This is a genomic window from Streptomyces sp. CA-251387, from assembly GCF_050936625.1.
In the GTDB taxonomy this organism is placed as follows: domain Bacteria; phylum Actinomycetota; class Actinomycetes; order Streptomycetales; family Streptomycetaceae; genus Streptomyces.
In genome coordinates, this window is the sequence record NZ_JBNJMJ010000001.1 from 2637220 (window position 1) to 2656488 (window position 19269).

The following is a 19269-nucleotide window of genomic DNA, read 5'->3' on the forward strand; positions in this document are numbered from 1 at the left end:
ACGCCGGGCACGCCTCGAGCCGGCAGCCCGTTCGGCGTTCGAGGACGGGGCAGCACCGTCCCTGACCCCGATGCCGGTGCCTTGGAAATGGCGGAACGTGCCCTTCACGTGGCGCAGCGCGTCGTTTTCCGGTTCGGTAAGGGGGAGCCGTTCAGTCAGACCCGTTGGCGATTCACCTTGGAGGACTAGCGATGGACTTCACACTCGAAGTGATCCCGCTGCCCGTGAGCGACATCGACCGGGCCCGCGACTTCTACCGGGACAAGGTCGGCTTCCACGTCGACATCGACCAGGAGGTCATGCCGGGCATGCGCATCGTCCAGCTCACGCCTCCGGGCTCGGGCTGTTCGATCGCCCTGGGCGACAGCATCTGGGAGATGGCGAAGGGCCCCCGCCCGGCGCCCGGCTCCTACCAGGGCCTCCAGCTCTGCGTCGCCGACATCAAGGCGGCCCATGCGGAGCTGGTCGAACGCGGCCTCGAGGTCTCCGAGCCGGTCCAGTACGCACCTGACGACGGCGCCACGTTCATGTACTTCACGGACCCCGACGGCAACGGCTGGTCGATCCAGGAGTACCGGCGCAGGGCTACGGAACCGCTGCACCAGCTCCTGTCGAAGCTGGCGGCGAGTTAGCCGGTCTCAGGGGCGCGGACGATCCGCGCCCCTGGGCCCGCTGAGGCCACGCGGGTGGTCGGGGCCCCTCGGGGCGGGCGGCGATGAGTTTCGGCAGCGTGCCGGGTCTATGCATCGTTCAACCGCGACGCGAGGAGAACGACATGACCGCCACCTACACCTTCGACGTCTTTTCCAGCCTCGACGGCTACGGTGCCGCCGGCGGCGACTGGACCGGCTACTGGGGCAAGCAAGGCCCCGAGTTGCTCGACCACCGCCTGGCCTTGTACGACGCGGAGCAGCGGATGGTCTTCGGGGCCAACACGTACCGGGCATTCGCGCGAATGCTGGCCGAGAGCACCGAGGAGTCCGACGTACGGGACCCATGGGTCACGCGGATGAGGAGCATGCCGGCAACGGTGGTGTCGACGACGCTGGAAGGTCCCCTCGACTGGCCGGACGCCACCGTCGTGAGCGGCGACGCCGTCGACGTCGTCGCCCGGCTCAAGGAGGAGTCCGACGTGCCGTTGCGCTCGCACGGCAGCCTGTCGATGAACCGGGCGCTGATGGCCGCCGGCCTGGTCGACCGCTTGCAGGTGACGCTCTTCCCTGTCATCACCGGTCGGACCGGGCTGGACCCGATCTTTCAAGGCGCGGCCGACTTCGATCTGGAGCTGATCGAGAACCGGACACTCGACGGTCACATCCAGGAGCTCATCTACCGACCCGTCCTGCATTGACCTGCCGGGAACCGGCTCCGACCTTGCGCTTACAGCACCGGCAGATTCTTCCGCAGCTCGAACGCCGTCACCTCGGACCGGTACTCGTGCCACTCCGCCCGCTTGTTGCGCAGGAAGAAGTCGAAGACGTGCTCCCCGAGCGTCTCGGCGACAAGATCGCTGCGCTCCATCAGCGTCAGCGCCTCGCCCAGGTTCTGCGGCAGCGGCTCGATGCCCATCGCGCGGCGTTCCGCGTCGGAGAGGGCCCAGACGTCGTCCTCGGCGCCCGGAGGGAGTTCGTAGCCCTCCTCGATGCCCTTGAGGCCGGCGGCGAGGAGGACCGCGTAGGCCAGGTACGGGTTGGCGCCGGAGTCCAGTGAGCGGACCTCGACGCGCGCGGAGCCCGTCTTGCCGGGCTTGTACATCGGGACGCGGACCAGGGCCGAGCGGTTGTTGTGGCCCCAGCAGATGTACGACGGGGCCTCGCCGCCGGCGCCCGCGGTGCGCTCGGAGCCGCCCCAGATGCGCTTGTAGGAGTTCACCCACTGGTTGGTGACCGCGGCGATCTCCGCGGCGTGCCGCAGCAGGCCCGCGATGAAGGAGCGGCCGACCTTGGAGAGCTGGTATTCGGCGCCCGACTCGTAGAAGGCGTTCCTGTCGCCCTCGAAGAGCGAGAGATGCGTGTGCATGCCGCTGCCCGGGTGCTCCGAGAACGGCTTGGGCATGAACGTCGCCTGGACGCCCTGCTCCAGCGCCACCTGCTTCATGACCAGGCGGAAGGTCATGATGTTGTCGGCCGTCGAGAGTGCGTCGGCGTAGCGCAGGTCGATCTCCTGCTGGCCGGGGGCGCCCTCGTGGTGGGAGAACTCGACCGAGATGCCCATCGACTCCAGCATGGTGATCGCCTGGCGGCGGAAGTCCATGCCGATGTTCTGCGGGGTGTGGTCGAAGTAGCCGGAGTTGTCGGCGGGGGTCGGCACCGTGCCGTCGACGGGCTTGTCCTTCAGCAGGAAGAACTCGATCTCGGGGTGGGTGTAGAAGGTGAAGCCCAGGTCGGAGGCGCGGGCCAGGGCGCGCTTGAGGACGTAGCGCGGGTCCGCGAAGGACGGGGAGCCGTCCGGCATGAGGATGTCGCAGAACATGCGGGCGGTGCCGGGGGCCTCGGCGCGCCAGGGCAGGATCTGGAAGGTCGACGGGTCCGGCTTGGCGATCATGTCGGACTCGTAGACACGGGCGAAGCCCTCGATCGCCGAGCCGTCGAAGCCGATGCCCTCGTCGAAGGCCTGCTCCAGCTCGGCCGGGGCCACGGCCACGGACTTGAGGAAGCCCAGCACGTCCGTGAACCACAGCCGTACGAACCGGATGTCGCGCTCCTCCAACGTCCGGAGCACGAACTCCTGCTGCTTGTCCATCTTCCGCTTCCCCATCCTTGCTGGTCAGGCCGCCTGTCTCCGGTACTGCTGGAGTGGCGGTCGGGCACATGAGCATCCCACCACAACACCGTTTCAGGCGCGTTGCGCACCTTGATCGCCGGGGCGACCCCGGGCCGAACGCCCGGCATACGGCACGTGTCCTGCCACGGCACTCGATGAACTGCTCTGCCGCCCATCTTGCCTGCTCGGACTGACATCCGTAATGCCCGGCCCCGTAAGACCCACCCCGCTTTAATTTGCATCTCAGATGCAAGTTTTAATGAGGGCGGGCGGTCACCCTCACCGTCCCCTTCGAGCTTGAGGAGACTTGATGCTGTCCGAGCAGTCCGCCGTCACCGTCCGCGCCACCCTGCCTGCGGTCGGCGCGTCCCTCGCCGAGATCACCGAGCGTTTCTACGCCGGGTTGTTCACCGCCCGCCCCGAGCTGCTGCGTGACCTGTTCAACCGCGGCAACCAGGCGGCGGGCACCCAGCGGCAGGCCCTGGCGGGATCGATCGCCGCGTTCGCGACGTACCTCCTGGACCACCCCGACGAGCGGCCCGACGCGATGCTGAGCCGCATCGCCCACAAGCACGCCTCCCTGGGCGTCACCGCGGAGCAGTACGGAATCGTCCACGAGCACCTCTTCGCCGCCATCGCCGACGTCCTCGGCGAGGCCGTCACGCCCGAGGTCGCGGCCGCCTGGGACGAGGTCTACTGGCTGATGGCGAACGCACTCATCGCGATCGAGAAGCGGCTGTACGAGGAGCGCGGCGGGAGCAGGTGGCAGGAGTGGGAGGTCGTCGAACGCGTCGAGGAGACGGCCGACGTCGCCACCTTCCGGCTGCGCCCGGCCGACGGCCGCCCGGCACCCGGCTTCCGGGCCGGGCAGTACGTCTCCGTCCAGGTCGAGCTGGCGGACGGGGCCCGGCAGATACGCCAGTACAGCCTCTCCGCCGCCCCCGGCTCGCCGATCCGCCAGATCAGCGTGAAGCGCGTGCGGGGCGGGGGCGCCCCCGACGGCGAGGTCTCGAACCACCTCCACGCGCGCGTGCGGGTCGGTGACCGGCTGCGCCTGTCGGCGCCGTACGGCGATCTCGTGCTCGCCGGCACCGACGCCCCGCTGCTGCTCGCCTCCGCCGGCATCGGCGTGACCCCGATGGTCGCCATGCTCGGTGAGCTCGCGGACGCCGGGCACGAGGGCCCGGTGACCGTCGTGCACGGCGACCGCTCCCCCGGCGGGCACGCCCTGCGCGCCGACCACGAGGCGTACGCCGGGAAGCTCGCGGACGCCTCGGTCCACTTCTGGTACGAGACGGACGCCGACGGCGCCGGGGAGTCCCACCGCACCGGTCTGGTCGACCTCACCGACATCGCCGTACCGAAGGGCACGCGCGCGTACCTGTGCGGTCCGCTGCCCTTCATGCGGGCGGTGCGGGCGCAGCTGATCGCGAAGGGCGTGGCACGTGCCGACATCCACTACGAGGTGTTCGGGCCGGACCTCTGGCTGGCGCAGGAGGGCTGAGGCGGAGCCGGCCTCAGTGCGCCTCAGTGGGCCTCATTGACTCTCAGCGGGTCCGGCCGATCTGCAGCAGGAGCGGACCGGTCGGGTCCGCGGTCACGTCGGTCACCGTCAGCGGGTCCAGTGAGGCGTAGAAGGCCTCCTGGGCCCGCCGCAGCGCGCCCCGCAGCCGGCACGCGGAGTGGAGCGGGCAGGGGCTGTCGCCCTCGCACTCGACGACGTCGCCGTCCCCCTCGAAGGCGCGCACGATGGCGCCGACCGAGGCGGTACGGCCCTTGTCGCTGAGCCAGAGACCGCCGCCGCGGCCCCGGCGGGCGTCGACCAGACCCATGTGCTGCAGCTCGGCGACGACCTTGGCGGCGTGGGTGTAGGGCACCTCCATGTCCGCCGCGACCTCGCGGGTCGTCGGCGTGGCGTCACCCAGGACGGCGAGCCGCATGAGGAGCCGCAGGGCCAGGTCGGTGGAGCGCAGCAGCCGCATGGGGGCAGCGTAGATAATGCGCATCCGCGGCTCAAAATATCGGCGGTTCGCAGCCTCCCTACATCTCGCCCCAGCTCCCCCATTACGATCAGCGGACCCGACCGTCCCACCCCCTCAGAAGGGCACACCTCATGGGCTCCGCCAAGAACAAGAGCAGCGCGGATCGCAAGGCGCGAATAGAGGAGATGCGGCGTGCCGAGCGTGCCCGTGAGCGCCGCAACCGCATCCTCACCATCGCGGCCAGCGTGGTGGTCGTCGCCGGTCTCGTCGTCGGCGGTGTCGTCCTGATCCAGTCGCAGTCCGACAAGAGCGACTCGGCGCAGTCCGAGAAGGACAAGACCACCGGGAAGTTCGTCGCCGGCAAGGACGGCGTGAACACGTGGAAGGGCACCCTGGCCCGCACCCACGTCGAGACGAGCGTGAAGTACCCGGTGGAACCGCCGGTCGGCGGCAACCACAGCCGGGCCTGGATGAACTGCAACGGCGACGTCTACACCAAGGAACTCAGGAACGAGAACGCCGTGCACTCCCTGGAGCACGGCGCGGTGTGGGTGACGTACAGCAGCAAGGCCTCCAAGGCCGATGTCGCCGCGCTGGCGGAGAAGGTCAAGAAGACGCCGTACACGCTGATGAGCCCGGACGAGAAGCAGAAGGACCCGATCATGCTCAGCGCGTGGGGCCACCAGCGCACGGTGACGAGCGCGAGCGACCCGAACGTCGACAAGTTCTTCGAGACGTACGTCCAGGGCAAGCAGACGCCCGAGCCGGGCGCGGCCTGCACGGGCGGTCTGTCGGAGTGAGGCAGCACGTCGGCTGGATTGCCGGGACCGCGGCGGCCGTGCTCGTCGCGGCCGGCGCGATCACCTACGCCGTCGCCGAGGACGGCGGCGCCGAGCGGACCCCGAGCGCCGACTCGGCGGACGCCGGGTTCGCGCGCGACATGGCGGTGCACCATCAGCAGGCCGTGGAGATGTCGTACATCGTCCGCGACCGCACGAAGGACGAGGAGATACGGCGGCTCGCGTACGACATCGCCCAGACGCAGGCCAACCAGCGCGGCATGCTGCTGGGCTGGCTGGATCTGTGGGAGCTGCCGAAGGTGTCGTCGGACGCGCCGATGACCTGGATGGGCATGGGCGACATGCCCTCCGCCGGGGACGGCGCGCTGATGCCGGGCATGGCGACCAACACGGAGATGAAGAAGCTCGAGGGCCTCAGCGGCAAGCAGGCGGAGGTCTTCTATCTGCAGCTGATGACGGACCATCACAAGGGCGGCATCCACATGGCCGAGGGCTGTGTCGACAAGTGCACGGTCGACGTGGAGAAGAAGCTCGCGCAGGGCATGGTCGATGGGCAGCAGTCGGAGATCGACCTGATGAAGGACATGCTGGAGGAGCGGGGCGCGAAGCCGCGACCGTGATCCTCGCTTTCTCCTCGACCATCAAATGGCCTTGTCATTAGGTTAATTGAGGGCTTCTTGGCCCTCGCATTCCCCTGGCATGAACGGTTCATCGCAAGAGTGACGACTGGCGAGTGATCCACTCGCGACGAACCGCACAGGGGGTTTCATGAGATCCAACCGCGCCACCCTGCGCGCCGGAGTGAGCCTGGCGGCGACACTGCCCCTGCTCGCCGGCGCGCTGGCGCTCGGCATACCCGCGGCGCACGCCGCCGGCCACGCGGACCGGGACACGCTCGCGGGAACCAGGCCCGCGTGGGCCACGACCAAGGCCGACCGGGGCGCGACCGCCGACAGCGCCCCCGTCTCCGTCCGCGTCTACCTCGCGGGACGGGACGCGACCGGTCTCGCCGCCTACGCCAAGGCCGTGTCCGACCCGGACTCGGCGTCGTACGGCACGTACCTGACCGCCAAGCAGGCGCAGGCCCGCTTCGGCGCGACGAAGGCCCAAGTGGCCGCGGTCAAGAGCTGGTTGACGTCGGCGGGCCTGAAGGTCACGGATGTCACGCAGCACTATGTCGCCGTCACCGGCGATGTGGCCGCCGCCGAGAAGGCGTTCGGCACGCAGCTGCACAACTACACCAAGGGCGCCCGGACCTACCGCGCGCCGGCGACGACGGCATCGGTGCCGGAGGCCCTCAAGGACGCCGTCCTGACCGTCACCGGCCTGGACAACGCGCCGCACCTGGCGCGCCACCAGGACCAGCTGCCGCCGCCGGAGACCGTGTTCCGCAATGCCGGACCCTTCTCGTCGTACTACGGCTCGAACGTGGCGACCACGCTGCCGGACGCCTACGGCACGAAGATCCCGTACGCCGTGAAGGGGTACACCGGCAAGCAGCTGCGCGCCGCGTACGGCGCCGGCAAGCGCACCGGCAAGGGCGTGCGCATCGCCATCACCGACGCGTACGCCTCCCCGACCATCGCCTTCGACGCTGCCACCTACGCGAAGAAGCACGGCGACGCGGCCTGGACCACGGGTCAGCTGCGCGAGGTCCTGCCCGCCAAGTACACGCACACCAAGGAGTGCTCGGCGGCCGGCTGGTACGGCGAGGAGACCCTCGACGTCGAGGCCGTGCACGCGGTCGCGCCCGCCGCGAACGTCACGTACGTGGGTGCCGCCTCCTGCTACGACGACGACCTGCTCGACTCGCTCGGCAAGATCGTCGACAGCCACCTCGCCGACATCGTCTCCAACTCCTGGGGCGACATCGAGGCCAACCAGACGCCCGACCTCGCGGCCGCCTACGACCAGGTCTTCCAGCTCGGCGCGGTGGAGGGCATCGGCTTCTACTTCTCCTCCGGCGACAACGGCGACGAGGTCGCCAACACCGGCACCAAGCAGGTCGACACCCCGGCCAACTCGGCGTGGGTGACGGCGGTCGGCGGCACGTCGCTGGCGGTCGGCAAGGGCGACTCGTACCTGTGGGAGACCGGCTGGGGCACGCAGAAGGCGGTGCTGTCGGCCGACGGCAAGAGCTGGACGGACTTCCCCGGCGCCTTCACCTCGGGCGCGGGCGGCGGCACCAGCAGGACCGTCGCCGAGCCGTACTGGCAGAAGGGCGTCGTGCCGGACGCGCTGGCCAAGGCCAACAGCGCCGACGGCAACCGTGTCGTGCCGGACATCGCGGCGATCGCCGACCCGAACACCGGGTTCCTGGTGGGCCAGACGCAGACCCTGCCGGACGGAAAGACCCAGGCGTACGACGAGTACCGCATCGGCGGCACCTCGCTCGCCGCGCCGGTGATCGCGGCCGTGCAGGCGCTGGCGCAGGAGGCGCGCGGCGGGAAGCCGCTCGGTTTCGCCAACCCGGCGATCTACGCGAAGTACGGCTCGAAGGCGTACCACGACGTCACCGACAATCCGACGGGCTCCGGGATCGCGGTCGCGCGCGTCGACTACGTCAACGGCTACGACGCCACGGGCGGCCTGACCACGTCCGTGCGCAGTCTCGGCAAGGACAGCTCGCTCCAGGCCGTGCAGGGTTACGACGACGTGACGGGCGTGGGGACGCCTGCGAACGGTTACGTGGAGTCGTACCGCCAGTGAGAGACCGGTGAGAGAAACGAATGGGGGGGCGCCAGGTGGTCACCGGGCGCCCCCTTCGTCCCGGGACCCGCGCATCGTCGTGGGACGCGCGGATCGTCGTAGGACGTGCGAGTCGTCGTAGGACCCGCAGGACTGGACGTGCGAGTCGTCGTAGGACTCGCAGGACTCAGGACCGGACCCTCTCCGCCTGCTGCGGAACATGCCCGGCGACCACCCGCTCCCGCCCGGCCCGCGGTGCGGCGGCCCGGCGCCGGTCCACCGCGTACGCGGCCCCCGCGACGCCCAGCCCGAGCACGGCCAGCGCCGCCCCGGCCAGGGCCGGCGAGGTCACCCCGAAGCCGGCGGCGAGGGCCAGGCCGCCGATCCAGGCGCCGCCCGCGTTGGCGAGGTTGAAGGCCGCCTGGTTGGCGGAGGAGGCCAGGGACGGGGCCGAGGACGCCTTCTCCATCACCATCAGGTTGAGCGGGGAGCCGGTGACGAACGCGGCCATGCCGAGCAGCATCACCGCCAGGGCCGCGCTCCAGGCCGTGGACATCAGCAGCGGGAACAGGGCCAGCACCGCGGCGAGCGAGAGCAGGCCCCCGAACAGGGTCCTGCGCATCGAGTGGTCCGCCAGCCGCCCGCCCAGCAGGTTGCCGATGGTCGCACCCACCCCGAACAGCGCCAGCAGCAGCGTCACGCTGGCGTCGGCGTACCCGGCGGAGTCGGTCAGCATCGGCGTGATGTAGCTGTACGCGGCGAAGAGCGCGCCGAAGCCCGCGACCGTCGTCCCGAGGGCGAGCCACACCGGCGGCGACTTCAGCGCGGCCAGCTCCCCGCGCAGCCCGGCGGACGGCGCCGGCACCCGGTCGTGCGGGATCAGCAGCGCGAGCGAGGCGATGGCGGCCAGGCCGATCGCGCTGACGCCCAGGAAGGTCGCCCGCCAGCCCAGGTGCTGCCCCATGAGCGTGGCGACCGGCACCCCGGCGATGTTCGCGACGGTCAGCCCGAGGAACATCAGGGACACCGACCGGGCCTTGCGCTCCGGCGCGACCATGGCCGTGGCGACCACCGCGCCGACGCCGAAGAAGGCGCCGTGCGGCAGACCGCTCACGAAGCGAGCCACGAGCAGCCAGGAGTGGTCCGGCGCGAAGGCCGACGCGGCGTTGCCCGCGACGAACAGCGCCATCAGCGCGATGAGGACCGTCCGGCGCGGCATCCGCGCGGTCGCGGCCGCGAGCAGCGGGGCGCCGATGACTACGCCGAGGGCGTACGCCGAGACCAGGTGCCCGGCGGTGGGGATGGAGGTGTGCAGGTCGTCCGCGACGTCGGGCAGCAGGCCCATCATCACGAACTCGGTCGTAATTCGCAGATGGGTGCATGGTTGAAGGGGTAGGGCAGACCACCCGGGAGGGGACATGACGACCGCCACCACCACCGCAACGCTCATCGGCCGCGAATACCTGCGCGTCTCGATCGACACGTCCGGCTACGAGCGCAGCAACGACGACCAGCACGACGAGAACACCTACGTCACCGCAGACAACGGCATCACGCTGGTCGGCCAGCCGTACCGCGACGTCGGCTCCGCCTCCCGGTTCGCGCTCAAGGAGCGCGACGACTTCGTGCGCCTCATGGCCGACCTGGAGGCCAATACCTTCGGCGCGCAGGTACTCGTGATGTGGGAGAACAGCCGGGGCAGCCGCCAGCCCCGCGAGTGGCTCGACCTGATCGACGCCTGCCAGGCGCGCGGCGTGAAGATCTTCATCACCACGCACGCGCGCCTCTACGATCTGGACAAGTGGCGCGACCGCCACGCCCTCCAGGAAGAGAGCCTGAAGGCGGCGGCGGCCTCCGAGGAGACGAGCGAGCGCGTGACCCGGACCCTGGCCAGCAACGCCCGCAAGGGCAAGCCCCACGGGCTGATCCCCTACGGCTACCGGCGCACGTACACCAAGGTCCGCAACTCCAAGGGTCGTCTGGTCACCCGCCCCGAGGCGCAGCTCCCCGAGCCCACCGAAGCCCTGAACGTGATCGACCTGTTCGTCAAGCTGCGGGCCGGGGAGTCCTTCCAGGTCATCTCCGACGACTGGGCCGCACGCGGCATCGTCAGCCGGGACGGCGTCCCCTTCAGCGCGCAGTCCCTGTCCCAGATGGCCCGCAAGATCTCTTACGTCGGCAAGCGCGTCATCACCAAGACCGTGCAGGACCCCGAGACCGGCAAGCGCAAGAAGATCGTGACCGGTGAGGTGGACGCCGCCTGGCCTGTGGTTGCCGACTTCGACGGCTCCCCCATGGACGCCGAGGAGTTCGTCACCCTGTTCACTGAGGTCCAGGCGATGCTCAACGACCCCCAGCGCCGGACCAACCCCGGCGGCGGAGCCAAGCACATCTGGACCATGACCGTGCGCTGCGACGTCTGCGGCGGCCCCATCACCGTCACGGCGCACCTGTCGGCCGAGGGCGAGCAGGTGTACGCCTGCCGGGACAAGGGCTGCGTGCGACTGAGCGAGAAGGCCGAGCTGGACCGCATCCTGGCCCGTCACGTGCTGGGCTGGCTGGCCCGGCCGGACGTCTACACCAGGCTCGGCAATGGACACGACGATGCCGAACTGAGGAGCGTCCGCGCTCAGTTGACCGCCAAGCGCACAGCCCTGGATGAGACCCGCACCGCCGAGCCCGAGTCGCTGGCGGAGGAGCGCCGCCTGGCCCGCCGTGAGGAGCGGCTGGAGACCGAAGTCAAGGAGCTGGAGGAGAAGGAGCAGAGCCTCACCCGGCCCAACCCGCTGGAGGCGCTGTTCCCCCAGGGCCCGGCCGACACCATCGCCGCGCGCTGGGAGGCGACGGACATCGCCGCTCAGCGGGCCGTGGCCGCCCTTCTGCTCAGCCCCGAGGTCATCGGGCAGGTACGGCTCCGGCGCGTGGCCGACAGCCCGTCAGACGCCGTACGAGACCGCATCAAGTGGGTGACGGCAGCATGAGCGACATCCGCGAGCCCCTGTACGGCGCTCAGGCGGCCGAAGTCGGCCGGGCCCTACGCCGGTTGCTGGTCAGGGGCACGAGGCCGGAGACGCCCCGTCAGCGTCCCGTGCTGACGCCGTTCCGGGTCGCCCTGCTACGGCGCCGCACCTGATCCACCCGCACACGACGGAGCCGCCCCGCATCGGCATCGGGGCGGCTCCGTGCTGTTGGGGCTACGCGCCGAGGCGCACCGTCCAGATGCGCAGCATGATCCTTAGCAGGTCCGGGTCGATCAGCTCCACGTCGTCCACGTGCTCACGGTGGGCCCACACCGTCCACCCCGGGCCCGAGTTGCCCAGCTCGTGAGCCACGGCCACCGCGTCCGCCGGGTCGGTGATCTCCTCGTCGCACGCCCGGCACACGTGCACGCTCGCCGTCACAGCGCACCACCCCGGCGCCTGTGGCACTCGCACCCGCACCGGCGCACCAGCAGGACAGCCCCGTTCGAGTGCGGCAGCGGGACGTCCTTGGTCTGGCGGCACTCGCGGTGCACGTCCCTGTAGTCCGGCCGCTGGCCCAGCGTGCACTCGGCCGACAGCGGCGGGGTGTCCGTCGCGGGGGCGCTCACGGCGCCTCTCCCCGGCTCCGGGCGTTGGCCATAGCCACGCCTGCCGACAGCTTCTCCGCCGCCGTAGCGGGCCGCAGAGGGCCCTGCGCGTCCCACTCCCGCCCGCCGCCGGGCGGCCGGAGCTGCCAGCACCCGCCCTCGCGGCCCATCACCCGGCCGACCTTGCGCGCGGTCTCGTCCCACACCAGCTCGTCAACCTGGGGCGTATACGCGTTCATGCGCACCCCCGCTGGATCACGTCGGCGAGCCGGAGCGCGACATCAGCCCGCACCCGGCCCAGGTTGATCAGGTTCAGTGAGGGCGATGCCGTATCCGCCCCCAGGGACGGCAGGACGATCCCCGCCGCCGTCAGTGCTTCGCGCAGCACCTCAACCGCTTCCAGGGCATCCGTGGTGCCCGTCTCCTGTGCAGTGACCATGAACTGAGCGTTGTAAAGAGGCGGTTGAGGCAGCTAGCGCCTATACCCGGTTATTCGCGGGTAGGGGCTGTCTATAGCCGTTTATGTCCACGGGGGCCCGGCGAACCCGTACCGTCCACTCCCGAGCACGCTGATCATGAGGGCACCAGTACCCGGCGAAAGGAACCGATCATGGCGCGACGGCTGCGCTTCAACGGCACGGGCAGTGGCGTGAACGGCTGCCCGGCCGTCCACGAAGACCTCGACACCGGCGAGGTCATCATTCACGGACCGGCGCTCACCGACCCTGACGACATCGCCCGCCTGCGGCACCTCGGAGAGGGCGAGGTGCCTATCGTCGTCCCGCGCGAACTGCTCGTCGACTTCGGCCCCAAGGAGGTCACACGCGTGCCGAACATCATCGGCCTGGATGAGTTCGACCGGCTGTTCACTCAGTTCCAGCACACGGCCTGGCGGCTGGAGAGCCGCCGCCGGTACGCCTCCGACGAGGTGACCGACACCTACGCGCAGTTCCTCCGGGGCGAGCCCGTCGACTGGGAGGGCAAGGACGCCGAGTGGTGCGCCGAGCGCCGTGAACAGGTGGCGCTCGGCAAGCGGTTCGAGCGCGTACGCGTCGTCGACAGCCCGCCCACCCCGGGCCAGCTCTACCTGCTCGACAACGCCCGGCGGAACAGCTCCGTCGGCGAGGACATCCGGCAGCTCTGGCGCACCGACGCCGAACGCCTCCAGCTCCCCGCAGAGGACTTCTGGCTGTTCGACTCCCGGCTGGTGGCCCGGCTCAACTTCGACGACGCCGACAACCTGGTGAACGTGGAGCTGATCACGGAGCCGGTGGAGGTCAACCGGTACGCACAGGTGCGCGACGCCGCGCAGCACTACGCCGTGCCGTACGACGCCTTCGCGGCGAACCTGTAGGGCCAAGGAGCGGAACCGGTGACCACCGACTACCAGCAGGCGCGCGAGGCGCTCGGTATCCGGCTGCGTGAGCTGAGGCTCACGGCGCCGGACGGTCGGCTCACCGGTTCCGCACTCGCCCGGCGCCTCGGCTGGCCGCAGCCCAAGGTGAGCAAGCTGGAGAACGGCCGTCAGACCGCCACGCCTGACGACCTCCGCGCCTGGGCCGACGGCACCGGCCAGCCGGACGCCTACGACGAACTACTCGCCCGGCTACGGGGGTTCGAGTCACACATCCGCTCATGGCGGCGGCAGCTCGCCTCCGGACACAAGCCCGTGCAGGACACACACCTCGCCGCACACGGTGACGCCTCCGTGTTCCGGGGCTGGGAGTCGTCCATCATCTTCGGCATCCTCCAGACCCCCGACTACGCCCGGTCGATCTTCGCCCGGTACGCCGAACTCCAGCAGTCGCCCCGGGACACGGAGGAAGCCGTCCGCTCCCGCATCAAGCGGCAGGAAGCCCTGTACGACCCCTCCAAGCGCTTCCACCTGCTCCTGTGGGAGGCCGCGCTGCGCGCCTTGGTCTGTCCGCCGTCGGTGCTGGCGGCGCAGCTCGACCGGCTGTCCGGCGCCGTCGGCCTGGACACGGTCGAACTCGGCATCGTCCCGCTCAGCGCCTCGCTCAAGATCCCGCCCGCCACGGCCTTCTGGGTCTACGACGACAGCCGCGTAATCGTGGAGACGTGGCACTCCGAGCTGTGGGTGGAGGACGAGGCCAGCGTGAGCACCTACCTCCGCACCTGGAACACCCTGCGGGAGTCGGCCGTGTACGGGGCCGACGCGCACCGGCTCATCACTGACGCCCGCCGGGCGCTCAACGTGTGACGAGGGCCCACTGCCGGCTGATTTAGCTAAAGGAGTCCGCCCAGTTCAGATTGGGTGCTGTACGCCCCCGAACTCCCTGGAACTGAGCCGTACTCGGGCGTACTCTGGGAGGAGCAAAGACCACAGACCACGGACCAGAACGCGGGTCCGTGGTCGTCGCGTTTCTGGGCCGGGTCATGTCCCGAACCCGGAGGCGCCCCATGGGCGAACCAGCAACCCTGGACGAGGTCCGCACCTGGCCCGCCCTCGTCACACTCGCTCAGGCGGCCCGCGCACTGGGCATCGGCCGTACCACCGCCTTCACCCTCGCCGCCCGGGGTGAGTTCCCCGTGCCCGTGCTGCGGGTGGTGGGCCGTCAGAAGGTGCGCACCGCCGACCTCATCCGCTACCTGGAGGCGGACGGGGGTGCGTCCGCGTGACCGTCGTTCTCTGCCTGGCCGCTGCCGCCGGGGCCTGGTTCTACCTCCGGTACCGCTACCGGCTGTGGAAGGCCACCCGCGACGCCCGCCGGGCCATCGTCGCCGGACAGGCCGCCAAGGAGCGTGAGGCCGCCCGCCGGACCCTCGCGCAGCGTCTGCACGCCGTCCTGCCGGATGCCGCGCTGGCCCGGCTGTTCCGCTGGACGCCGGACAGCCGGATCCGCCCCACGGTCCGCATCGCCCGCCGGGGATTTCTCGGCCGGTACGAGCGGATCCGGCCGGATCAGCACATCATGGTCGTCGGCTTCACGGGGTCCGGGAAGTCGTCGGCGCTGCGGGTGCTCGCGGCCTGGGCCCTGTCCAACTCCTCCTGGTCGCTTGAGGCTTGGGACGGCAAGTGGGGCGCCTCAGTCCGGGCCTACCGGGGCAAGGCTCCGGTGCTCGACACCATGGAGGCGATCGAGGCCCGGCTGCGGGACCTGGTGACCCGGGAGCTGCCCGCCCGAGCGCTCATGGCCGAGCCTCCGCACCTCGCGATCATCATGGACGAGTCCCGGCTCCTCAACATGCTGTCGGCCGCCGGTATGCGCGACCTCGTGACGGTCATCCAGACCGGCCGGGAACTCGGCGTGCACCTGTGGTTCGGGCTCCAGGACCCCAAGACCGACAGCGTCCCGAGCGAGATCCGCGACCAGTTCAGCGCCAAGCTCGTCCACCAGCTCCAGACCGAAGAGGCCGCGCGCGTCGCGCTCAAGGAGCTGGTGGCCGCCGGGTGGGCTCCGCACCGCCTGATGCGCTCGGGCCAGATGCTCATCTGGACGCCCGTACGGGCCATGTCCGCGCCCCGGGTGGTGTACGGCCTGTGGCTGTCGGCCGGACGCCTGGCCGCCCTGGAGCGCCAGGGCCCGTACACCGCCCCCGAGTTCGCCCCGCCCGTGGACCTGCACAAGGACGTTGCGCCCGTTGCACACGCCTTTGACCTGGGCGGACCCACGCAACACGCAACAGGCAACACCCGCACGGACCTGTTCGCGGAGGAGATCGAACGCGCGCTGCTCGGGGGCCCGGCGGGCGTGCGGGAGATCGCCCGCGCTACCGGCCGCAACCCGGGCTCGGTCCACCGCAAGATCACCCAACTCGCCGCCCGGGGCCAGGTCGAAGCGACCCCGGACGGCTTCGCCCTCCCCCCTGCTCAGGAAGAAGGGACCTCCCAGTGAAGACCCGGAGTGAGCACCGCACAAGGACGGTGCCCAAGACCATCGACGGCAAGACCCACGACGTCACCGAGACGTACTCGATCGACGTGCCGGTGCCCCCGGCGGACCGTGACGCACAGGCGCTCCAGGCGGTCACGGCGCTCGCCGGACTCATCGTCCTGGGGGCGGTCGTGTGGTCCACAGTGGCCATCGGCGGACTGCTCGCGCTGACCTCCCCCGTGTGGGTCGCGTACCTGATTGCGTTCGTGTTCGACGCCGCATGGATCGGCTGCCTGGTGCTGGAGTGGATCAACCGCTACGACCCGGAGCGCGCCCGTACGCCCCGCCGGGCGGGGTGGGCGGCCCTGGCACTGTCCATGGGCCTGATCGCCGCTCACGGCTCCGTCAGCGGCTCCCTCGGGGTGGGTCTGGCGGGGGCCGCCGTCAGCCTTGTGGCCAAGGGCTTCTGGCACGTCGTCATGCGGGCCACGGGGGCGGAGCTGGACCCGGCGTCCGCACAGTGGGCCGCCGCCGAGCGCGCCGAGGTCCACGCCGAGATGGCCACCGTCGCCGTCCGGCGACAGCTCCACCGCACCCGGGCGCGGATCCGGGAGGAGACTTCCGCCCTGGACGGATCCGGATCCGTCACCGCGCTGGAGTGGCGCACCCCGGCCACCGACGGCCTGACGGAGGACCGGCTGAGGACCGAGATGGAGGGCACGGCGGAGCGGATCCGGACCGCCCAGTCCGCCGGATCCGGATCCGCCCGGACGGATCCGGAATCCGGATCCGTCAAGGACCGGGTCCGCGCCCTGTACGAGTCCGGCACCACAGATCCGGCGGCCGTCGTGGAGGCGCTGCCCGGCGCCAACCCCGAGACTGTCAAGCGCATGGTCCGCCTCGTGCGGACGGAAGGTGGCTACGCATGATCCAGTTCGGTGCACTGATCGCTCTGGTGGTCCTCGTGGCCGCAGCCAAGCAGCACCGCGTCCCCGCCCTGATCGCCATCGCGGCGACGGTCGTACTGATGGGTGGCTTCGGCGAACTCGGGACCACGGCGACCAACATCCTCGGGTCCCTCTGACGCACAGACACGAGCCCCGCCGGGTACGCCCGGCGGGGCTCTGTCGTCAGCCGGTTGTGAAGGACTCGCCGTCGTTCCGGGTGATGCGGAACGTGGCGGGCCTCGCGTCGGTCGGTGGCATGCCCACTCCGTCCTGGACGTCGAACGGGCCTTCCTGCCCGTCGGGGAGTCGCAGACGGAGCTGCCGAGTCCTGTCGATCTCCCGCCACACCTCTACGGAGCGGAGGGTCATCGTGCCGGACCAGTACGGGTTGCGGATGCCGTCGGGCACCTGCCGGAGGCTGACGGAGACGGGCGCTTCGCCCGCGTCGGTAACGGCCGTCGCCGGGCCGCTGATTGTGCTCATGTCTGCCGAGCGTAGCCGTCCAGGCGGAGAGTGATTTAGCTATATCGGCCGGCAAGGAGTCGCCCCAGCTCAGGCGGGCCAGACCCGGCCGTCGCCGTCCACGCGGACCTGGCAGCACTCCCGCAGGCTCCGCAGTGCCCCGCCGAACAGGCTGCGGTCGTACACCGACAGCATCGCCGTCAGCTCGTCGGCGGTGCGGCCGGGGTTGGTCTGGATGTGACGCAGCGCCCTGGCGCGCAGGAACGGACTGATGCTGTCGACCCCGCCGCCCACGTCAGCTCTGCCCCGCCTGTACGAGGTGATCCGCCACGGCCTCACGGACGTGCTCCGGCAGGTCGGGCATGAGCTGACCGAGGGTCTGCGCGTCGCCCCAGTGCCACTGGCGCAGGACGATGTCCATCGCGGCCACGGCGGCTCGCGCCCGGCGGTCGGCGTCCATGAGCTGCTGACGGGTTGCGTCCATGATCGACGGGCCGGGCGGAGCAGCGAGGGTGACGCCCGTCTGCGCCTCGATCACCCGCACCACGGCCGCCGTCGCTTCGCCGGACGCCTGCTGGATGTCGGCCAGCGCCGCGCGCCCGGCGGCGACGATGGCGGCCTGCTGTGCGTCCAGTTCACCGGACATGGTCAACGCCTCCCGGAGTCTCGTCAGTTGGAGCGGCCCGGTAGTTGTCGTCTACGCGGACGGCGCGTCCCCGACGGACGAGCGTCTCAAGGAGGCGCCGGGCCTGCCCGGCGGGCAGCCCCAGCACCACCCCGACCGACGCTGGAGTCATGCCGGTGTCCCCGTTGCCCTGGAGCAGCGTCAACGCGCGAGTAGCGGGGGAGAGTTCGGCCCCCGGCCGGGGCCACCGGTACCGGGCGCTCACGACGTCAGCCCCATCTCGTCAGCGGCGGCCCGCAGTGCCGCGAGAGCCGTCAGAGCGGCGAGAGAGCCGCTGTCAACGGTCTCCGCGCCCGAGGCCACCAGGCCCGGCCGGGACAGCCTCACGCCGTCCGTGAAGCCCTCCAGGGACGTGTACTGCACCCCGCCCTCGACCGCGTGCAGCACCCGGCCGTTCCCGGCGTACAGGCCCGCATGCGTGGCCAGGCGGTTGAGCACGACGTCCCCCGGCTCCAGGCCGTCCAGCTCCACCCGCTGCCCGGCGTCGATGAGAGGCAGGTTCAGCCGGGGCACGAGCACCCCGGCCGCCTGCGCGTAGGCCCAGCGGATGAGCCCGGCGCAGTCGAAGCTGAGCGGGCCGTCGGCGTCGTCGGCGTAGGGCGCACCGATCTTCAACTCAGCGAAGCGCAGCGCATCCGCCCGCATACGGCCGTCCGCCGCTGTCTGGTCGCTGGCCGCGCGGGCGGCGGCCCGGCGCCGCTCTGTGGCGGCTACCTGGTCATCCCAGCGGGCGATGTCCCGGGCACAGGGCTCCATGCCGAACAGCAGGCCGAAGGTGGCCTCGCCTCGGGCGGCGAACACCTCGTCCGCCGGGACGTCCGACGCGCACCACCGGCACCCGGCGCCGTCTGGCAGGAGGACCGCGTCCAGTACGTCAGCGCTGAAGATCGCACGCAGGGCGGGCATCTGGGCCAGCGCCCTGTCCCGCCGGGTGCGCAGCTCCTCCCGCGTGAGCGGAGCAGGCGGCGTGGGCTTCTCGCCGGTGGCGATGCTGCGGCCGTCCACGGTCAGGGGCTCGGGCGGCGGACGGAGGTGATCGGCCAGGTACTGCGCGGCCGTGGCCGGGGTGAGGCCCGAGGCGGCCCGGCTGCGCCGACGCCGGGCGAAGGCGTCCACCGACGCCCCGGTGAGCAGGATGATCCCCTCGCCGGGCACGCGCTCCAGGTCGCCGCGTTTCAGGGCGTCGTACGCCGCCTGCGTCGTCGTGTTCAGGCGGTCCGCCGCCTGGGAAATGGTGAGGAAATCCATTGCGCGCCTCCCGGCTTTTAAAAGGAGCATAATGGAGGTGCGGGCGCACTCCAAAGAATGGGGATCATGACTGGGGTGCGCCCCCTTTGCGCCCTCGTGTACCCCCGTGAGTAATCGCGCGTAAAAGCGCGTACACGAATTAAGTAGATGAAGATAAATAGGAACCTACAAACTTCGGCGCCCGGTGCCCAGACGGTTTGCTGAACCTCGCACCCGGGGTAGGTTGTAAGCAGACCAAGGAACCCAGCCCCACAAGGGGCGCGGGTTCCTTTTGCTTTCCGGGAGGAGAT

25 protein-coding genes are annotated in these 19269 nt (G+C 70.6%); 14 read left to right on the top strand and 11 right to left on the bottom strand.

Features of this window, described 5'->3' with window-relative positions; translation table 11 throughout:
* The first annotated feature begins 191 nt into the window (after positions 1–191).
* Entirely contained in the window at positions 192–632 is a 441-nt protein-coding gene (locus ACQEV2_RS11715; RefSeq protein WP_433039278.1) for a VOC family protein, read from the top strand.
* 143 nt (positions 633–775) lie between these two features.
* Positions 776–1351: a dihydrofolate reductase family protein gene (locus ACQEV2_RS11720; RefSeq protein ID WP_433039279.1), complete on the top strand. Its 576-nt coding sequence runs from the start codon at positions 776–778 to the stop codon at positions 1349–1351.
* 29 nt (positions 1352–1380) lie between these two features.
* On the opposite strand, the gene glnA is transcribed toward ACQEV2_RS11720, so the two are convergent.
* Positions 1381–2742 (bottom strand): type I glutamate--ammonia ligase, encoded by a 1362-nt coding sequence (gene glnA, locus ACQEV2_RS11725; RefSeq protein WP_433039280.1) that lies wholly within the window; start codon positions 2740–2742, stop codon positions 1381–1383.
* A 331-nt stretch (positions 2743–3073) separates the two neighbouring features.
* Here glnA and ACQEV2_RS11730 point away from each other — a divergent pair, with 331 nt between their 5' ends.
* Positions 3074–4267 carry a globin domain-containing protein gene (locus ACQEV2_RS11730; RefSeq protein ID WP_433039281.1) on the top strand — a complete coding sequence of 398 codons (1194 nt, stop codon included), beginning with the start codon at positions 3074–3076 and terminating at the stop codon, positions 4265–4267.
* 43 nt (positions 4268–4310) lie between these two features.
* On the opposite strand, the gene ACQEV2_RS11735 is transcribed toward ACQEV2_RS11730, so the two are convergent.
* Positions 4311–4745 (bottom strand): RrF2 family transcriptional regulator, encoded by a 435-nt coding sequence (locus ACQEV2_RS11735; RefSeq protein ID WP_433039282.1) that lies wholly within the window; start codon positions 4743–4745, stop codon positions 4311–4313.
* A gap of 131 nt (positions 4746–4876) precedes the next feature.
* Between ACQEV2_RS11735 and ACQEV2_RS11740 the strand changes: the two genes are divergently transcribed.
* The 3 genes from ACQEV2_RS11740 (at position 4877) to ACQEV2_RS11750 (ending at position 8254) form a co-directional block, all read left to right on the top strand.
* The gene (locus ACQEV2_RS11740) at positions 4877–5545 is read left to right on the top strand and encodes a DUF3105 domain-containing protein (protein WP_433039283.1); all 669 of its coding nucleotides are present in this window, start codon (positions 4877–4879) and stop codon (positions 5543–5545) included.
* Positions 5542–6165 carry a DUF305 domain-containing protein gene (locus ACQEV2_RS11745; protein WP_433039284.1) on the top strand — a complete coding sequence of 208 codons (624 nt, stop codon included), beginning with the start codon at positions 5542–5544 and terminating at the stop codon, positions 6163–6165. The genes ACQEV2_RS11740 and ACQEV2_RS11745 overlap by 4 nt, the downstream gene beginning before the upstream one ends.
* 148 nt (positions 6166–6313) lie before the next feature.
* The gene (locus ACQEV2_RS11750) at positions 6314–8254 is read left to right on the top strand and encodes a S53 family peptidase (RefSeq protein WP_433039285.1); all 1941 of its coding nucleotides are present in this window, start codon (positions 6314–6316) and stop codon (positions 8252–8254) included.
* Positions 8255–8420: 166 nt separating this feature from the next.
* On the opposite strand, the gene ACQEV2_RS11755 is transcribed toward ACQEV2_RS11750, so the two are convergent.
* Positions 8421–9653, bottom strand: a complete 1233-nt coding sequence (locus ACQEV2_RS11755) for an MFS transporter (RefSeq protein ID WP_433054379.1) — start codon at positions 9651–9653, stop codon at positions 8421–8423.
* Between ACQEV2_RS11755 and ACQEV2_RS11760 the strand changes: the two genes are divergently transcribed.
* Together ACQEV2_RS11760 and ACQEV2_RS11765 are read left to right on the top strand one after the other, a co-directional pair.
* A complete protein-coding gene (locus tag ACQEV2_RS11760; protein ID WP_433039286.1) occupies positions 9652–11214 on the top strand; it encodes a recombinase family protein in 1563 nt (520 codons plus the stop codon). The two genes, ACQEV2_RS11755 and ACQEV2_RS11760, sit on opposite strands and share 2 nt — an antisense overlap.
* Entirely contained in the window at positions 11211–11366 is a 156-nt protein-coding gene (locus ACQEV2_RS11765; RefSeq protein WP_433039287.1) for a hypothetical protein, read from the top strand. The genes ACQEV2_RS11760 and ACQEV2_RS11765 overlap by 4 nt, the downstream gene beginning before the upstream one ends.
* A 61-nt stretch (positions 11367–11427) precedes the next feature.
* Here ACQEV2_RS11765 and ACQEV2_RS11770 read toward each other — a convergent pair whose 3' ends face one another.
* Genes ACQEV2_RS11770 through ACQEV2_RS11785 form a run of 4 tightly spaced genes read right to left on the bottom strand, consistent with a single transcriptional unit; the run spans position 11428 to position 12240 of the window.
* Positions 11428–11634, bottom strand: a complete 207-nt coding sequence (locus ACQEV2_RS11770) for a hypothetical protein (RefSeq protein WP_387728358.1) — start codon at positions 11632–11634, stop codon at positions 11428–11430.
* On the bottom strand, positions 11631–11822 hold the full coding sequence (locus ACQEV2_RS11775; protein ID WP_433039288.1) for a hypothetical protein: 192 nt from the start codon (positions 11820–11822) through the stop codon (positions 11631–11633). The genes ACQEV2_RS11770 and ACQEV2_RS11775 overlap by 4 nt, the downstream gene beginning before the upstream one ends.
* Entirely contained in the window at positions 11819–12040 is a 222-nt protein-coding gene (locus ACQEV2_RS11780; protein ID WP_433039289.1) for a hypothetical protein, read from the bottom strand. Before ACQEV2_RS11780 ends, ACQEV2_RS11775 begins: the two co-directional genes overlap by 4 nt.
* Positions 12037–12240, bottom strand: a complete 204-nt coding sequence (locus ACQEV2_RS11785) for a hypothetical protein (protein WP_433039290.1) — start codon at positions 12238–12240, stop codon at positions 12037–12039. Before ACQEV2_RS11785 ends, ACQEV2_RS11780 begins: the two co-directional genes overlap by 4 nt.
* Before the next feature lie 171 nt (positions 12241–12411).
* On the opposite strand from ACQEV2_RS11785, the gene ACQEV2_RS11790 reads away from it, so the two are divergent.
* From ACQEV2_RS11790 to ACQEV2_RS11815, 6 genes are all read left to right on the top strand, one after another.
* Positions 12412–13155: a DUF6879 family protein gene (locus tag ACQEV2_RS11790; RefSeq protein ID WP_433039291.1), complete on the top strand. Its 744-nt coding sequence runs from the start codon at positions 12412–12414 to the stop codon at positions 13153–13155.
* 18 nt (positions 13156–13173) lie between these two features.
* Positions 13174–14022, top strand: a complete 849-nt coding sequence (locus ACQEV2_RS11795; protein WP_433039292.1) for a helix-turn-helix domain-containing protein — start codon at positions 13174–13176, stop codon at positions 14020–14022.
* Positions 14023–14222: 200 nt separating this feature from the next.
* Positions 14223–14441: a helix-turn-helix transcriptional regulator gene (locus ACQEV2_RS11800; protein ID WP_387728370.1), complete on the top strand. Its 219-nt coding sequence runs from the start codon at positions 14223–14225 to the stop codon at positions 14439–14441.
* Positions 14438–15658, top strand: a complete 1221-nt coding sequence (locus ACQEV2_RS11805; protein WP_433039293.1) for a hypothetical protein — start codon at positions 14438–14440, stop codon at positions 15656–15658. Before ACQEV2_RS11800 ends, ACQEV2_RS11805 begins: the two co-directional genes overlap by 4 nt.
* Positions 15655–16566: a protein transporter Sec31 gene (locus ACQEV2_RS11810; protein ID WP_433039294.1), complete on the top strand. Its 912-nt coding sequence runs from the start codon at positions 15655–15657 to the stop codon at positions 16564–16566. The genes ACQEV2_RS11805 and ACQEV2_RS11810 overlap by 4 nt, the downstream gene beginning before the upstream one ends.
* Positions 16563–16721 carry a hypothetical protein gene (locus tag ACQEV2_RS11815; protein WP_387728376.1) on the top strand — a complete coding sequence of 53 codons (159 nt, stop codon included), beginning with the start codon at positions 16563–16565 and terminating at the stop codon, positions 16719–16721. Before ACQEV2_RS11810 ends, ACQEV2_RS11815 begins: the two co-directional genes overlap by 4 nt.
* Before the next feature lie 46 nt (positions 16722–16767).
* On the opposite strand, the gene ACQEV2_RS11820 is transcribed toward ACQEV2_RS11815, so the two are convergent.
* The 4 genes from ACQEV2_RS11820 to ACQEV2_RS11835 all read right to left on the bottom strand — a co-directional run bounded on the left by ACQEV2_RS11820 (position 16768) and on the right by ACQEV2_RS11835 (position 18979).
* Positions 16768–17067 (bottom strand): hypothetical protein, encoded by a 300-nt coding sequence (locus ACQEV2_RS11820; RefSeq protein ID WP_433039295.1) that lies wholly within the window; start codon positions 17065–17067, stop codon positions 16768–16770.
* A gap of 69 nt (positions 17068–17136) precedes the next feature.
* A complete protein-coding gene (locus tag ACQEV2_RS11825; RefSeq protein ID WP_433039296.1) occupies positions 17137–17340 on the bottom strand; it encodes a hypothetical protein in 204 nt (67 codons plus the stop codon).
* Position 17341: 1 nt separating this feature from the next.
* A complete protein-coding gene (locus tag ACQEV2_RS11830; RefSeq protein WP_433039297.1) occupies positions 17342–17692 on the bottom strand; it encodes a hypothetical protein in 351 nt (116 codons plus the stop codon).
* A 240-nt stretch (positions 17693–17932) separates the two neighbouring features.
* Positions 17933–18979 (bottom strand): C40 family peptidase, encoded by a 1047-nt coding sequence (locus tag ACQEV2_RS11835; protein ID WP_433039298.1) that lies wholly within the window; start codon positions 18977–18979, stop codon positions 17933–17935.
* Between the last annotated feature and the right edge of the window lie 290 nt (positions 18980–19269).